Source organism: Paraburkholderia nemoris (assembly GCF_905221015.1).
Taxonomy (GTDB): Bacteria; Pseudomonadota; Gammaproteobacteria; order Burkholderiales; family Burkholderiaceae; genus Paraburkholderia; species Paraburkholderia nemoris.
This window is the reverse complement of record NZ_CAJNBO010000003.1, coordinates 228,227-242,695: the sequence shown is the minus strand read 5'-3', so window position 1 is coordinate 242,695 and position 14,469 is coordinate 228,227. Positions and strand designations below refer to the sequence as shown.

Here is a 14,469-nt window from a genome sequence, read left to right as displayed (position 1 = left end):
CGCCCAAAGGCGGTTTTTTTATTCCAACGCAGCAGCGCAAAAACCGCTTACTGAATCTTCGCGTTCTTACGCAGGCCTTCTTCGAACGCCTGCAGCTTTTCCTGCTGGATCTGCTGCACGATCTGCGGACGCACTTGCTCGAGCGGCGGCGGCGTGATGTTGCGCACGTCGTCGACACGGATAATGTGCCAGCCGAATTGCGTATGCACCGGCGTGTCGGTCATCTGACCTTTCTGCAGATGCGTGGCCGCGTCCGCGAATTCAGGCACGTAAGCCTTCGGGTCCGACCAGTCCAGGTCGCCGCCGTTCTTGCCCGATCCCGGGTCCTTCGAGAATTGCTTGGCGAGGTCTTCGAAGCTTGCGCCGGCCTTGATCTTGGCGATCAGATCCTTCGCTTGCTGTTCGTTGTCGACCAGGATGTGGTGCAGGTGATATTCCTTGCCGCCCGCGTCCTTGATCAGCGCGTTGTAACGCGCGGTGACTTCGGCGTCAGTCGGCGTGTTGTTCTTCACGAAGTCTTCGATCAGCGCGCGCAGCACGACGGTTTGTTGCGCGACGGCGATTTGCGCCTTGATGTCCGGACGATTCGGCAGGCCGCGGCGCAGCGCTTCCTGCATCAGGATTTCGCGGTTCACCAGCTCTTCGCGCACGGCCATTTGCAGTTGCGGCGTGTTTTGCTGGCCTTGATGAACCAGTTGATCGATCAGCGCGTCGGCGCGTGCTTTCGGAATCGGCGTGCCGTTCACGACGGCGATGTTCTGTGCGAATGCAGGTGCGGCCGCAAATGCAGCCAGCAATACCCAAAGGCGGGTTTTCTTCAAGGTCATCGAAAGGTTTCCTAGCGGGGCAACAAAGCAAATTCTTCGGGCGTATACGCCGTGATTGCAAGGGCGTGAATGCCGCGCTGCATGGCATCGGCCAGCGCATCATACACCATGCGATGCCGCGCCACGCGGGCTTTCCCGGCGAATGCGGCAGCCACGATCGTGACAGAGAAATGACCGCCGGCGGACGCACCGGCGTGGCCCGCGTGCTGCGCGCTGTCATCCGTGATCCGGATCGAGGCGACCGGCGCGAGCGCCGCGGTAAGACGCGCCTCGATCAGCGCGGCGCGCTCGGCGGTCGTGGCGTGCATGAACACATCGCTCGTCATGTCATTCTTCCTTCATATACTTCGACAGCCACAAACTCTGTCCGACGATGAATACCACCAGGCACCCGGTGGCGCCGAACAGCTTGAAATTGACCCACTGGTCGGTCGTGTAGTTGTACGCGACGAACAGGTTCACCAGCCCCAGCAGCACGAAGAAAATCGCCCAGACGATATTCAGCTTGCCCCAGATCGCGTGCGGCAGCGTGATCTGCTTGCCCATCATCGCTTCGATCAGGTTCTTGTTGAAGGCCAGTTGCGAGACGATCAGCGCGACCGAAAATGCCCAGTACAGCACGGTCGGCTTCCATTTGATAAACGTGTCGTTGTGCAGCACGAGCGTCGCACCGCCGAACACGGTGACGACGCCGAGGCTCACCCACAGCATCGGATCGACCTTGCGGTGGCGGAATGCCACCCACGCGATCTGCACCAGCGTGGCGACGATCGCCACTGCCGTCGCCGTAAAAATGCCCCAGATCTTGAAGGCGACGAAGAACAGGATGATCGGGAACAGATCGAACAGGAATTTCATTATCTGGTCGGGAATTCGGAGAGTGGGTTGGAGAGTTGGAGAATTGGGGACGCGGCGCGCCCGGTGGCAGGGATGCTGCTTGAAACCCGCCGCGGCAGCCGGGGACGGCGCATTGCGCTGTTCGTAGCATGATTGCCGCGCCGGGTCGACCGCCGGGTGACCGCCGGGGTGGCCGGATTGCAAGCCGGATGAAGGGTGTCGCGGCCGGCGCGCGCCTGATGACAGACGCTGGCCGCGCATCATTCAACGGGCGCCGGACTCCGCGCTGCGTTACTTGGGCTCGAATTGTAACGCAGCCGAATTGATGCAGTAACGCAGACCGGTCGGCGCCGGTCCGTCTTCGAACACGTGGCCAAGATGCGCGCCACAGTTCTTGCACTGCACTTCGATGCGCAGCATGCCGTGCGTGCGGTCGGTTTTCTCGGCGATCACTTCGCCGTTGATCGGCTTGAAGTAGCTCGGCCAGCCGCAGCCGGCGTCGAACTTGGTGTCCGATTCGAACAGCGGCGTGCCGCAGCAGACGCAGTCATAGATGCCGCGGTCCCAGTGGTCGTGATAGCGGCCGGTGAAGGGGCGTTCGGTGGCCGCGTGGCGCGTCACCTGGTATTCAATGTCGGAGAGCTGATTGCGCCACTCGGCGTCGTCTTTCTGCACGGCGGGGGCGGCGGTGTTCAGGTCGTCGGGCTTGTTCATGGTCGGGGTTCCTGTCTCAAGATTGTTCTGGGGGCTCGTCACGAAGAGCAACTCACTTCCAGCGAGCTCGCCCAATCCGGCGGCAGCCCCGCATACGCTTCGTTTTCCGGTTGCTCGTCGAACGGACGGCGCAGGACGGCTGCCAAATGTTCCACTTCGGAGAAGTCCTTCTCTTTCGCTCGGCGGATCGCTGTTTCTGCCAGATGATTACGAAGTACGAATTTGGGGTTCACACGGTTCATTGCAATGGCGCGCGCGGCGTCGTCGCGTGTTTCTTCGGACAGTCGCGCGCGGTAGTCGTTCACCCACGCGTCGAATGCGGCGCGGTCGAGGAACAGGTCGCGCACCGGCGCGTCGCCGCTCGCATCGTGCTTCGAAATACGCGCCAGATTGCGGAAGGTGAGCGTGAAATCCGCACGGTTGGCGTGCATCACTTCGAACAGACGGTTGATCAAGGTATCGTCGCCGTCGCGCTCGCTTTCGAGGCCGAGCTTGGCGCGCATGCGTTTTTCCAGCGCCGGCGCGAACCGCTCCTTGAAGCCGCCGAGCACGCGCTGCGCGTCTTCGATCGCCTTATCGCCGCGCACGCTTTCTTCATGCTGGACGCCCAACAGCGGCAGCAGCCCTTGTGCGAGGCAAAACAGGTTCCAGTACGCAATCTGCGGCTGCATCTTGTACGCGTAGCGGCCTTGCGAGTCCGAGTGATTGCAGATGTAGCCGGCGTCGAAGCCGTCCATGAAACCGAACGGGCCGTAGTCGATCGTGAGACCGAGAATCGACATGTTGTCGGTATTCATCACGCCGTGGCAGAAGCCCACGGCTTGCCATTCGACCATCAGATCGGCGGTCGAATTCACGGCTTCGTTCAGCAGCGCGAGATACGGATCGTCGGCTTCGCGGCAATGCGGATAGAAGCGTTCGATCACGTGATCGGCGAGCGCGCGCAGTGCATCGACGCGATCGTTCGAATAAAAATGTTCGAAGTGCCCAAAGCGCACGAAGCTCGGCGCCACGCGTGTGACGACCGCCGCGGTCTCGACTTCCTCGCGGCGCACCGGCTGGTCGGAGCCGATCACGCACAGCGCGCGCGTGGTCGGAATGCCGAGGTGATGCATGGCTTCCGAACACAGATATTCGCGGATCGACGAACGCAGCACCGCGCGGCCGTCGCCCATGCGCGAATAGGGTGTGCGGCCCGCGCCTTTGAGCTGCAGCTCGAAGCGCTGGCCATTGTGTTCGACCTCGCCGAGACCGAGCGCGCGGCCGTCGCCGAGCTGGCCCGCCCACACGCCGAACTGATGCCCCGAATACACCGACGCATACGGCAGCGCTTCGGAAGGCCATTCACGCGTGGCGTTGCCCGAGAACAGTTCGGCGAAGCCCGGATCATTCTGGAGCCCGGGCTCTAAACCGAGCAACGCGGCGGTCTCTGCGGAGAACCCGACCACGTATGGCGCACTCAGCGGCGCCGCGGGCAGCCGCGTCAGAAACACGCTGCCGAGCCGCGCGAATGCGCTTTCGGGCGAGGTGATCAGTGCGTCGGAAAGAGCCGCTAAAGGCCCGGATAACCCTGCAATGCTTGGGGAAAACGACATGTTGAGCGCCTCTGGATTAACCGATATTGTAAGTCCGCGCCCGCGGCGGTGCTGGCCGGCTGTTAGTCCGAGGTTTGGCCAGACATGCGCCTGCGTGCCGGACGTCTCCTGACGGAGCGCTTGCGCGCCGTTTCAGAGCACGCATGGCGAGCGGCCGGAGCGTCCCTTGCGGACCCACCGAAGCGTCGCGCGCGACGCAGCGGAGTGCGCGCGGCCCCCGAGCTACAACCCCAACGACGCAAACAAGGCGAGGAGACCATTCTTTATGACGACGCCGCTGCTTGGCCAGATGATGGACGTGCCGCTCACCGTGTCCTCGTTGCTCGCGCATGCCGCGCGGCATTTCGGCGACACCGAGATCGTGTCGCGGCGCATCGAAGGCGACGTGCATCGCTACACCTACCGCGACTGCGAAAAGCGCGCGAAGCAGCTGGCGCAGGCGCTGATCGCGCTCGGCGTCGAACCCGGCGAGCGGGTGGCCACGCTGGCCTGGAACGGCTACCGGCATCTGGAAGCGTATTACGGCACGACGGGCTTCGGCGCCGTGTGCCACACGATCAATCCGCGGCTCTTCCCCGATCAGATCGCCTACATCATCAATCACGCCGACGACGCCTACGTGCTGTTCGACACCACGTTCGCACCGCTCGTCGATGCGCTCGCGCCGCAGTGTCCCAAAGTGCGCGGCTGGATTGCACTGGCCGACGAAGCGCATCTGCCGGCGATGCAAACGCCGGTGTTGAGCTACGAAACCTTGGTGGAAGCGCAGGACGGGCATTACGACTGGCCGGCCATCGACGAACGGCAGGCATCCTACCTTTGCTATACATCCGGCACCACCGGCAATCCGAAAGGCGCGCTGTATTCGCATCGCTCGACCGTGCTGCACGCATTCGGTGCAGCGCTGCCCGACGCAATGAGTCTGTCCGCGCGCGATTCCGTGCTGCCAGTCGTGCCGATGTTCCATGTGAACGCCTGGGGCATTCCGCATTCCGCGCCGCTGACGGGGGCGAAGCTGGTTTTTCCCGGCAAGGATCTCGACGGTAAATCGCTGTATGAATTGATGGAAAACGAGCGCGTCACGTATTCGGCCGGCGTGCCGACCGTGTGGCTCGGCTTGCTCAACTACCTGCGGGAAGCCAAGGTGCGTTTCTCTTCGCTCAATCGCACGGTGATTGGCGGCTCGGCTTGTCCGCCGGCCATGCTGCGAGCCTTCGAGGACGAATACGGCGTACAGGTGATTCATGCATGGGGCATGACGGAAATGTCGCCGCTCGGCACCTTGTCGAAACTGACGTGGGAACAGAGTCAGCGACCCCTGGCAGAGCAGCGCAAATTGCTCGAAAAGCAGGGTCATGTGCTGTATGGCGTCGATATGAAGATCGTCGGCGAAGACGGGCGCGATCTGCCGTGGGACGGGGTGGCGTTCGGCGATCTGCATGTGCGTGGGCCCTGGGTGATCGACCGCTATTTCCGCAAGGACGATTCGCCGCTGGTGGACGGCTGGTTCCCGACTGGCGACGTTGCCACCATCGACCGCGACAGCTTCCTGCACATCACGGATCGCTCGAAAGACGTGATCAAGTCGGGCGGCGAGTGGATCAGTTCGATCGATATCGAGAACGTCGCGATCGCGCACCCGGCGGTGGCCGAAGCCGCGTGCATAGCCTGCGCGCATCCGAAATGGACCGAGCGGCCGTTGCTGGTGATCGTCAAGCGGGCGGGTTTCGACGTGACACGCGAGGAACTGCTAGCGTTCTACGACGGCAAGGTCGCCAAATGGTGGATTCCCGACGACGTCGTCTTCGTCGACGAACTTCCGCATACGGCCACCGGCAAGCTGCAGAAACTCAAACTGCGCGACATTTTCCGCGACCACATTCTGCCGTCCGCGCTCGAAGACGAGAAGGATTGCCCTCTGACTCCGCTTGCCAGGGGAAACCCCGTCTAACGATAAATTGAACGAGCGTGCTTTTTTGTGTATTCTGCCTGCTGACCCCGGGGAAATCGGCGCTAAAGTCGGACAATGAGCCGACTCGATCAACCGGACAGGCGGCGCGCCATGCGCCGCCTCATCGCACGGAGGCAGGCAGATGGCAGTGGACTACACAACTCATGACGGCGTGGCCGTCATCACGCTGAACAATCCCCCCGTAAACGGGCTCGGCCTCTCGACTCGAGCCGGCATCGTCGAAGGGATCGAGCGCGCGCAGAACGATCCGGCCATCAAGGCGATCGTGCTGACGGGCGCCGGCAAAGCCTTCTCGGGCGGCGCCGACATCACCGAATTCAATACGCCGAAGGCGACCCAGGAGCCGACGCTCCATACGGTTATCAAGGCCGTCGAGGGCAGCGCCAAGCCGGTTATCGCCGCGATTCACAGCGTCGCGATGGGTGGCGGGCTGGAACTGGCGCTCGGCGCGCACTACCGCATCGCCGCACCCGGCGCGCAGATCGCGCTGCCGGAAGTGAAGCTCGGCATCCTGCCGGGCGCGGGCGGCACGCAGCGTCTGCCGCGCGCAATCGGCCTCGAAGCCGCACTCAACATGATCGTCTCCGGCGCGCCGGTGCTGTCGGAAAAGCTCGCCGATTCGGGCCTGTTCGACGAAGTCGTGGAAGGCGATCTGGCGGAAGCCGCGCTCGCGTTTGCCCGCAAGGTCGGCGCGAAAACGGGCCCGCATCCGAAGGTGCGCGACCGCAAGATCGAACATCCGAATGCCGCCGGTTTCATCCAGTTCACGCGCAATACCGTCGGGGCGATGGCGAAGAATTTCCCGGCGCCGCTGAAGTGCATCGACGCGGTGGAAGCGGGCGTCCAGAACGGTTTCGACAAGGGCCTCGCGTTCGAACGCGAATGCTTCGTCGCGCTTGTGCAGACGCCGGAAAGCCATGCGCTGCGTCATGCGTTCTTCGGCGAACGCGCTGCGAGCAAGATCCCTGACGTGCCGTCGGACACGCCGGTGCGCGACATCAAGCAGGTGGCCGTGATCGGCGCCGGCACGATGGGCGGCGGCATCGCGATGAACTTCATCAACGCGGGCATTCCGGTCACGCTGCTGGAAACCAAGCAGGAAGCGCTGGATCGCGGCCTTGCCACGATCCGTAAGAACTACGAAGCCACCGTCAAGAAAGGCAAGCTCAAGCCCGAAGCGTTGGAACAGCGCATGGCCTTGATCACGCCGACGCTCTCCTACGACGACCTGAAAAACGCCGACCTGATCGTCGAAGCGGTGTTCGAAGAACTCGGCGTCAAGGAGCAGGTGTTCAAGCGTCTCGACGAAGTGGCGAAGCCCGGCGCAATCCTGGCCTCGAACACGTCGACGCTGGATGTCGACAAGATCGCCGCTTTCACGAAGCGTCCGCAAGACGTGGTCGGCATGCACTTCTTCAGCCCGGCCAACGTGATGAAGCTGCTCGAAGTGGTGCGCGGCAAGGACACGGCGAAAGACGTGCTCGCCACCGTCATGAAACTCGCCAAGAAGATCAAGAAGACCGCGGTGGTTTCGGGTGTGTGCGACGGCTTCATCGGCAACCGGATGATCGAGCAGTACGTCCGCCAGGCGCTCTTCATGCTCGAAGAAGGCGCATTGCCCGCGCAAGTGGACAAAGCGATCGAGAAGTTCGGCTTCGCGATGGGCCCGTTCCGCATGAGCGACCTGGCCGGTAACGACATCGGCTGGGCGATCCGCAAACGCCGCTATCAGGAACATCCTGATATGCACTACTCGAAGATCGCCGATCGTCTGTGCGAGACGGGGCGTTTCGGGCAGAAGACCGGTGGCGGCTGGTACGACTACAAGGCGGGTGACCGTACTGCGTATCCGTCGAAAGTGGTCGACGAGATGATCACGTCGTTCTCTAAGGAAGCCAACGCCGAGCGCCGCAAGATCAGCGACGAGGAAATCGTCGAGCGCCTCGTGTTCGCGCTCGTCAATGAAGGCGCGAAGATTCTCGAGGAAGGCATTGCATCGAAGGCGTCGGATATCGACATGGTCTATCTGACCGGCTACGGCTTCCCGCTCTATCGCGGCGGTCCGATGCTGTATGCGGATACGGTCGGCCTCTATAACGTCGAACGCGCGATTCGCCGCTATGCATCGCGCCCGAATGGCGATGCGTGGCAATTGGCGCCGAGCATCGCGGAGCTCGCGGCGAAGGGCCGTGGGTTCAACGGCTGATTGGCCGCCACTTCGGCGACATAAGCGAAATGAATGAAGTGGGGCGACTGAGCGATCCGCCAGCGCACCCACCATCACCATCTGGAAGGACCAGCCAACTGGCATGGGACCCGAGTAAGAGCTTTGCATGGGACCCGAGTAAGCGCTAAAGCGCCAACTCGGGTCGACAGCTAAAGCGCCAACTCGGGTCGACCGCTTTGCATGGGACCCGAGTAAGCGCTAAAGCGCTAACTCGGGTCGACATAGGAGAGATGTATGACTGATGCCGTAATCGTATCGACCGCCCGTACGGGCCTCGCCAAATCATGGCGCGGCGGTTTCAACATGACGCACGGCGCGACGCTAGGCGGCCATGCGACACAGGCCGCTGTCGAGCGCGCGAAGCTGGATCCGGCGCGCATTGAAGACGTGATCATGGGTTGCGCGAATCCGGAAGGCGCGACGGGCATGAACATCGCGCGCCAGATCGCACTGCGCGCCGGTTTGCCGGTTAGCGTGCCGGGCATGACGGTGAACCGTTTCTGTTCGTCCGGTTTGCAAACCATCGCACTGGCCGCGCAACGCGTGATTGCCGGTGAGGGCGACGTGTTCGTCGCGGGTGGCGTGGAATCGATCTCGTGCGTGCAGAACGAGATGAACCGCCACATGGTGACCGAAGGCTGGCTCAGCCAGAACAAGCCGGAAATCTACTGGTCGATGTTGCAGACCGCCGAGAACGTCGCGAAGCGCTACTCGATCTCGAAGGAGCGTCAGGACGAATACGGCGTGCGCTCGCAACAGCGTGCCGCAGCCGCACTCGAAGCCGGCAAGTTCAAGGACGAGATCGTGCCGCTGACGGTGCTGGCCGGCGTCGCCGACAAAGCGAGCGGGCGTCTCTTCACGAAGGAAGTCACGGTCAGCGCCGATGAAGGCATTCGTGCCGACACGACGCTCGAAGGCGTGTCGAAGATTCGTACCGCGATGCCGGGCGGCGTGATCACCGCGGGCAACGCGAGCCAGTTCTCGGACGGCGCGTCGGCTTGCGTCGTGATGAACGCGAAGGTCGCGGAGCGCGAAGGACTGCAACCGCTCGGTATTTTCCGCGGCTTTGCGGTGGCCGGTTGCGAGCCGGACGAGATGGGTATCGGTCCGGTGTTCGCGGTGCCGAAGCTGCTCAAGCAGGCGGGCCTGAAAGTCGAAGACATCGACCTGTGGGAGCTGAACGAAGCGTTCGCGGTGCAGGTGCTGTATTGCGCGGACAAGCTCGGCATTCCGCAAGACCGTCTGAACGTGAACGGCGGCGCGATTGCGGTGGGCCATCCCTATGGCGTGTCGGGGGCGCGTTTGACCGGCCATGCGCTGATCGAAGGCAAGCGGCGCGGGGCGAAGCTGGTCGTCGTGACGATGTGTATCGGCGGCGGCCAGGGGGCGGCGGGCTTGTTCGAAGTGGTGTGATCAGGCGCGAAAGCGGGCTTGATTAAAAGCGGGTGTCGTGTGGTTCGGTGCGATGTGACGTGCAGGCATTGAATCCACGGCACCCGTTTTTTATATGTGTGGGTCGGGCTTGTTTAGGTTTCCGGCGTGCATCACGAGCACAGCGACTGGCGGCGCGAACCGGGCCAGATCAGGGCAACGCCATACCGAGCGCCGGCAGGCTCAACGTACCCTGATCGACGAAGCGTGTCGTGCTTGTCAGGCCGCCCGCAAGCTTGCCGCGCAAGATGTACGGTATCTGTCCCGACTGCGCGGCGCCTGCGAAGGCGAATGCCTGACGAACCGCGGCGAAGGCGGGCACCGTCAGCGGTACGTTGACGACCGTTTCGCCGAAGCGCGGCACGGTGCCGCTCTGATCGCTGACACCGCTGGCGAACGGCTTGCCGTTCAGTTCGAGCGCAAGCGACACGCCGTCGAAGTTGACAGCGGATTCATTGGGGTTCTGTACGCGTAGTTTGACGTTGAAGCGCATCTCCAGGCCCTGACCGTCGACTGGCTCGATGCCGGCCACGCTCACACGCAAAGGGTCGCCGCCGAACAGACCGGCGCAGCCGTTGAGCGTCAGCGTGATGACGGCGAGGATCGCGGCCAGACGGGCATAACGGGCATCAGGGCGGGACAGCAGTACGCGGAAAAAGGGCATGACCGGCACCTCGAAGGAAACGGCTTGGGTCATGCATTGTAGCGGGCCGTTGTGCGCCGGTAGCGACGTTTCAGGTAGCGCGCTGCAGCCGCGTTTTCACGAGGCTTGTCAGCTTGCGTACGGCTTGACCGATGAAAATGGAGCGTTGCCATTCGCGTTCAGCGCGCCATGGCTCGACGACGAACACGGCGGATTTCGCATGCGCTGTGCTGATCGACACGACGCTGCGCTGCGGCGTGACATAGCGTTCGCCTTCATGCAGCGTGACCGACGTGACCGGCACGGCGTCTCCGAGCCACGCAAGAGAATGATCGCGGAAGGCCAACTGCAGATCGCCTTCGACGGCTGCGATCGAAGTTCGTGCGCACAGATCGTGCACGGCCATCTGACCGGTGGCAACGCGTGAGGTGGTGGCATCGTGAGGCAAACCGGCGCGAGGTTGAGTGATGGGCATGACCGATTCCTTTAAACCGTTTTCATGCCACACAGCTTATTGAGTCCGTCCAGGTGAAAACAGGCGCAATAATGGACAATGTGAACCGGTACAAGGCGAGGTTTAAACATGCTGTATCGGTTGGAATCTCGCGGATGTGTATCTGTCGCCACGCCCTAACTATCCGCACCATCGGCTTATGAGCACTTCTACCTCGATACCCGACGCACAAGCGGCAACGTGCACGGAAGCGCCACCCGCCGACTGCCGCCCCCTCTACCGCCAACTGGCCGACCAATACCGCCGCGCGATCGATAACGGCGTGTTGCGTCCCGGCGACCGCATGCCATCGATGCGCGCCTTCATGCAGCGGCACGGCGTGAGCCTCGCAACCGCGACCGAGAGCTATCGAACCCTGGAACGCGCCGCGCTGATCGACGCCCGGCCACGTGCCGGCTTTTTCGTGCGCGCCCGTCAAACGGCGGCGCTGCCCGCGGCAACCGAGCCCGACCTTGCGGTCGTGCCCGGCGCCGCGCAGTTCGTCGGCATCCATTCGGCGATTTCGGCAATCGTGTCGAAATTCCAGCGCTATCCCGACGCGCTGAATCTCGGCGGCGCGACTGGATCGCCCGATCTTTATCCCACCGACGCTTTGCAAAAAGCCGCGCTGCGCGCTTTGCGCCGACGGCCGACCTTGCTGACCGCGGCCGGACCCGATCAGGGCGATCCTGAGCTGCGCGCCATCATCGCGCGCCGTGCGCTCGACGCCGGCATCCAGATCGGCATGGACGATGTGATCATGACCCACGGCGGCATCGAGGCCGTGAACCTGGCCTTGCGCGCGGTCACGCAGCCTGGCGACACGGTCGCGGTGGAATCGCCGTGCTTCTTCGGCTTGCTGCAGGTGCTCGAAAGCCTCGGTCTGCGCGCGCTCGAAATTCCGGCCAGTCCGACCACCGGCATTGCCATCGAAGCGCTGGCGTTCGCGCTGCAAACGCATCCCGACATCAAGGCGGTCGTGGTCGTGCCGAATTTGCAGAACCCGCTCGGCAGCGTGATGCCCGACACGCACAAAGCACAGCTCGTCGAACTCTGCGCGCGAGCGGGCATTCCGTTGATCGAAGACGATCCCTACCGCGAACTCGCCGACGCCGCGCAGCCGCCCCGATCGTTGAAGGCCTGGGACACCGACGGCACGGTGATCCATTGCACGTCGTTCAACAAGACACTCGCACCCGGCATGCGGGTCGGCTGGATCAACGGCGGACGCTGGCATCCGCGCATCGGCATGCTCAAGTTCGCGCAGTCGCGCCATAACGAGCAGTTGTCGCAGGTCGTGCTTGCCGAATTTCTGGAAACGAATGCGTATGAACGGCATCTGCGGCGTTTGCGCGACCGTCTGCGGATTCAGCGCGAACGGATGGCTGCAGCAATCGCCGCTTCGTTTCCCGAGGGCACGCGCTTTACGCCGCCGGGCGGGGGCATGTTTTTCTGGATCGAGCTGCCGCGTGACGCGTCATCGGCTGCTTTTTTCGATGCGGCTCTGGATGAAGGCATTCGCGTCATGCCGGGCACGGTGTTTTCGAACGCTGGGCGCTTCGATCATTTCATTCGTCTGAGTTGCCCGAGTACGGATCTCGATCAGGCCGACGACGCGGTGCGCAGGTTAGGGCGTCTGGCGGCACGGAGGGCGGCGCATGCGTGAACGCCCTAGCGGTTATGATTTCCTGCTGTGCCAAGTCCCGGTCCAACGAAACGAATCGAAGAAGGTGATCCCGTGATCCGTCATATTGTGATGTGGAAACTCAAAGAACACGCCGAAGGTGCCTCGCGCCCCGAAAACGTCCTGAAGCTGAAGGAAAAACTCGAAGGCTGCCGCGACATTGTTCCGGGCATGCTCAAGCTCGAAGTCGGCATCGCGGCGCCGGGCCTCGAATCGACTTACGACATCGTGATGGTGTCGGACTTCACCGACAAAGCCGCGCTCGACGCCTACCAGGTCCATCCGAAGCACCAGGCGCTGAAGGGCTTCACCGGTGCGGTGCGCGAATCGCGTGAATGTGTCGACTACGAAATCTGAAATCCGCAATGACAGACTCATCCTCATCTAAAGCGAGCAGCGCGACGCTGCCCGAAAGCCCGTTCGTCGACCGGCTCGGCGCGCAGTTGTTGTCGGCGGCGGACGGCGCCAGCGAAGTCGTGTTGCCGCTGCAACCCGATCACATGAACACCTGGGACGTCGCGCACGGCGGCGTGACCATGACACTCGCTGACGTCGCGCTCGCGATGGCCGCGCGCAGTCTGGCCGGCGATGGCGTCGGCGTGGTCACCGTCGAGATGAAGGTCAACTTCATGCAGCCAGGCCGCGGCGAATTGCGCGCCACCGGCCGCGTGCTGCACCGCTCGACCACCATGGCCTATTGCGAAGGCGAGATCCGCGACAGCGAAGGCCACTTCGTCGCCAAAGCACTCGGCACGTTCAAATATATGCGGCGCCTCGCCGTGGGCCGCGACGTGACGCAACAGCGTCTGCGCAGCGATCCTTCGGCGAAACCCGGCCCAAGCGACGGTTAATCGCCGGATGAATAGCGCGCGTGTCGAGCGTCGCGCGCGCTGACTCCTCTTTAGCAGACGCTGTTGGTTCGAACTATTCGCCGATCACATCGGTAACTCATGGAGACGATCGTCATGCCCCAGATCAACCGTCAACTCGTGCTGGCTTCGCGTCCGCAAGGCGCTGTTACGCCCGATAACTTCAAGCTTGTCGAAACGCCGCTGGCGCCGCTTGCCGATGGCGAATTCCGCGTGCGCAATCACTTCCTGTCGCTCGACCCGTACATGCGCGGCCGGATGAACGACAGCAAGTCGTACGCAGCGCCACAGCCGCTGAACGAAGTGATGATCGGCGGCACGGTGGGCGAAGTGGTGGAGTCGAAGAATCCGAAGTTCGCGGTCGGCGATAAGGTTGTCGCGATGTTCGGCTGGCAGGAGTACGGCACCTCGAATGGTGCGGGCGTACAGAAGGTCGACGATACGCATGTGCCGCTGTCGGCCTATCTCGGCCCGGTCGGCATGCCGGGCGTGACGGCCTGGTACGGCCTGAACAAGATTATCGTGCCGAAGGCGGGTGATACGGTGGTGGTCAGCGCCGCGAGTGGCGCCGTGGGCAGCGTGGTCGGGCAACTGGCGAAACTGGCCGGTGCGCGCGCGGTCGGTATCGCGGGCGGCGCGGATAAGTGCCGCTATGTGGTCGAGACACTCGGCTTCGACGCCTGCGTCGACTACAAGGCCGGCAATCTGTATCAGGAGCTGAAAGCGGTGACGCCGGACGGCGTAGATGGCTACTTCGAGAACGTCGGCGGCGAAGTGCTCGACGTGACGCTTGCGCGCATGAATGCGTTCGGCCGCATCGCGTTGTGCGGGTTCATTGCGGGCTATGACGGCCAGCCGATGCCGCTCAAGCATCCGTCGCTGATGCTCACGCAGCGGTTGCTCGTACAGGGCTTCATTGTCAGCGAGCACATGGACGTGTGGCCTGAAGCGCTCAAGCAGCTCGGCACGCTGGTGGCGCAGAAGAAGCTGCAATATCGCGAGACCATCGCGCAAGGGCTCGATGCGGCGCCCGAGGCGTTTATCGGCCTTCTGAAGGGCAAGAACTTCGGCAAGCAGCTCGTCAAGCTGATCTAATCTCGGCGGTTGTCGAGCCGCGCATGCAGGGGATGTCGCTGGGGTTCAGCCGATAGACATATCGGCTGAGACGGTTCCCAGC

Annotated in this window: 14 protein-coding genes; 7 read left to right on the top strand and 7 right to left on the bottom strand. The window is 62.9% G+C overall.

All coding sequences use genetic code 11. From position 1 onward, the window contains the following. Positions 1 to 47 precede the first annotated feature (47 nt). From KHO33_RS05950 to KHO33_RS05930, 5 genes are all read right to left on the bottom strand, one after another. A complete protein-coding gene (locus KHO33_RS05950) occupies positions 48 to 827 on the bottom strand; it encodes a peptidylprolyl isomerase (protein WP_054042673.1) in 780 nt (259 codons plus the stop codon). A gap of 11 nt (positions 828 to 838) precedes the next feature. Next, a complete protein-coding gene (locus tag KHO33_RS05945) occupies positions 839 to 1,153 on the bottom strand; it encodes a BolA family protein (protein WP_054042675.1) in 315 nt (104 codons plus the stop codon). Position 1,154: 1 nt separating this feature from the next. Next, positions 1,155 to 1,685: a septation protein A gene (locus KHO33_RS05940; RefSeq protein ID WP_054042677.1), complete on the bottom strand. Its 531-nt coding sequence runs from the start codon at positions 1,683 to 1,685 to the stop codon at positions 1,155 to 1,157. Between the two features lie 270 nt (positions 1,686 to 1,955). Beyond that, positions 1,956 to 2,378 (bottom strand): peptide-methionine (R)-S-oxide reductase MsrB, encoded by a 423-nt coding sequence (msrB, locus tag KHO33_RS05935; protein ID WP_054042679.1) that lies wholly within the window; start codon positions 2,376 to 2,378, stop codon positions 1,956 to 1,958. 38 nt (positions 2,379 to 2,416) lie between these two features. Next, positions 2,417 to 3,973, bottom strand: a complete 1,557-nt coding sequence (locus tag KHO33_RS05930) for a protein adenylyltransferase SelO (RefSeq protein WP_200564536.1) — start codon at positions 3,971 to 3,973, stop codon at positions 2,417 to 2,419. 265 nt (positions 3,974 to 4,238) lie between these two features. Between KHO33_RS05930 and KHO33_RS05925 the strand changes: the two genes are divergently transcribed. The 3 genes from KHO33_RS05925 (at position 4,239) to KHO33_RS05915 (ending at position 9,585) form a co-directional block, all read left to right on the top strand. Then, entirely contained in the window at positions 4,239 to 5,924 is a 1,686-nt protein-coding gene (locus tag KHO33_RS05925; RefSeq protein WP_054042681.1) for a 3-(methylthio)propionyl-CoA ligase, read from the top strand. 142 nt (positions 5,925 to 6,066) lie between these two features. After that, on the top strand, positions 6,067 to 8,151 hold the full coding sequence (locus tag KHO33_RS05920; protein WP_200564537.1) for a 3-hydroxyacyl-CoA dehydrogenase NAD-binding domain-containing protein: 2,085 nt from the start codon (positions 6,067 to 6,069) through the stop codon (positions 8,149 to 8,151). Positions 8,152 to 8,406: 255 nt separating this feature from the next. Continuing rightward, positions 8,407 to 9,585 carry an acetyl-CoA C-acyltransferase gene (locus tag KHO33_RS05915; protein ID WP_054042682.1) on the top strand — a complete coding sequence of 393 codons (1,179 nt, stop codon included), beginning with the start codon at positions 8,407 to 8,409 and terminating at the stop codon, positions 9,583 to 9,585. Between the two features lie 169 nt (positions 9,586 to 9,754). On the opposite strand, the gene KHO33_RS05910 is transcribed toward KHO33_RS05915, so the two are convergent. Beyond that, positions 9,755 to 10,267, bottom strand: coding sequence for an LEA type 2 family protein (locus KHO33_RS05910; protein ID WP_054042716.1), 513 nt, complete (start codon positions 10,265 to 10,267; stop codon positions 9,755 to 9,757). Between the two features lie 70 nt (positions 10,268 to 10,337). Further along, positions 10,338 to 10,721, bottom strand: coding sequence for a hypothetical protein (locus tag KHO33_RS05905; protein WP_054042719.1), 384 nt, complete (start codon positions 10,719 to 10,721; stop codon positions 10,338 to 10,340). A gap of 178 nt (positions 10,722 to 10,899) precedes the next feature. On the opposite strand from KHO33_RS05905, the gene KHO33_RS05900 reads away from it, so the two are divergent. The 4 genes from KHO33_RS05900 (at position 10,900) to KHO33_RS05885 (ending at position 14,387) form a co-directional block, all read left to right on the top strand. Then, positions 10,900 to 12,405, top strand: coding sequence for an aminotransferase-like domain-containing protein (locus KHO33_RS05900; RefSeq protein ID WP_054042684.1), 1,506 nt, complete (start codon positions 10,900 to 10,902; stop codon positions 12,403 to 12,405). 72 nt (positions 12,406 to 12,477) lie between these two features. Beyond that, on the top strand, positions 12,478 to 12,780 hold the full coding sequence (locus tag KHO33_RS05895) for a Dabb family protein (RefSeq protein WP_054042687.1): 303 nt from the start codon (positions 12,478 to 12,480) through the stop codon (positions 12,778 to 12,780). Positions 12,781 to 12,788: 8 nt separating this feature from the next. Continuing rightward, positions 12,789 to 13,274, top strand: coding sequence for a PaaI family thioesterase (locus KHO33_RS05890; protein ID WP_054042689.1), 486 nt, complete (start codon positions 12,789 to 12,791; stop codon positions 13,272 to 13,274). Between the two features lie 114 nt (positions 13,275 to 13,388). Next, on the top strand, positions 13,389 to 14,387 hold the full coding sequence (locus tag KHO33_RS05885; RefSeq protein ID WP_200564538.1) for an NADP-dependent oxidoreductase: 999 nt from the start codon (positions 13,389 to 13,391) through the stop codon (positions 14,385 to 14,387). Positions 14,388 to 14,469 lie beyond the last annotated feature (82 nt).